Source organism: Vibrio sp. 1978, from assembly GCF_033344345.1.
The window spans coordinates 1-511 of the sequence record NZ_JAWPOP010001057.1; the positions used below are offsets into that span (position 1 = coordinate 1).

A 511-nucleotide genomic window follows, 5' to 3' on the forward strand; every position below is an offset into this window, starting at 1 on the left:
GGAGCTATTCCTCTTGGCTGTGAGCTTTTTTAGCTGCTTGCCTGTACCGAGTGACTTACCTTACAGCGAAGAGCGTATGAACCAAGCTGGGCGATATTTTGCCTTGGTTGGTGTGATTCTTGGTGTGCTTTGCGCGCTTGTGTTCTACTTCACTCAACTTATTTTCCCTGATTCTGTTGCTATTGTATTAACCATGGCGTTCAGCTTGTTGCTCACCGGTGCTTTTCACGAAGATGGTTTGACTGATATGGCGGATGGCATTGGCGGCGGTATGACGGTTGAGCGTCGTCTTTCTATCATGAAGGACAGCCGCATCGGGACTTATGGCGCCGCAACATTAGTGATGGCGTTGTTGGCGAAGTTTGTCCTTTGGAGCGAGTTGGTGCATTTGCCTGATTTTTGGCTCGTTATTGTTGTGGCCTACACCACGAGTCGTGCCCTCGCTGCAACGCTAATTTACGACATGCCTTATGTGAGTGACAGTGACACCTCAAAAAGCAAGCCGCTTGCG

The 511-nt window shown here is 49.5% G+C and carries 1 protein-coding gene; it reads left to right on the forward strand.

The genetic code is table 11. The annotated features are described in order from the left end of the window. Nucleotides 1–511, forward strand: a 511-nt coding sequence (locus R8N49_RS30630) for an adenosylcobinamide-GDP ribazoletransferase (RefSeq protein WP_318190887.1), incomplete at both ends; no start/stop codon positions are given.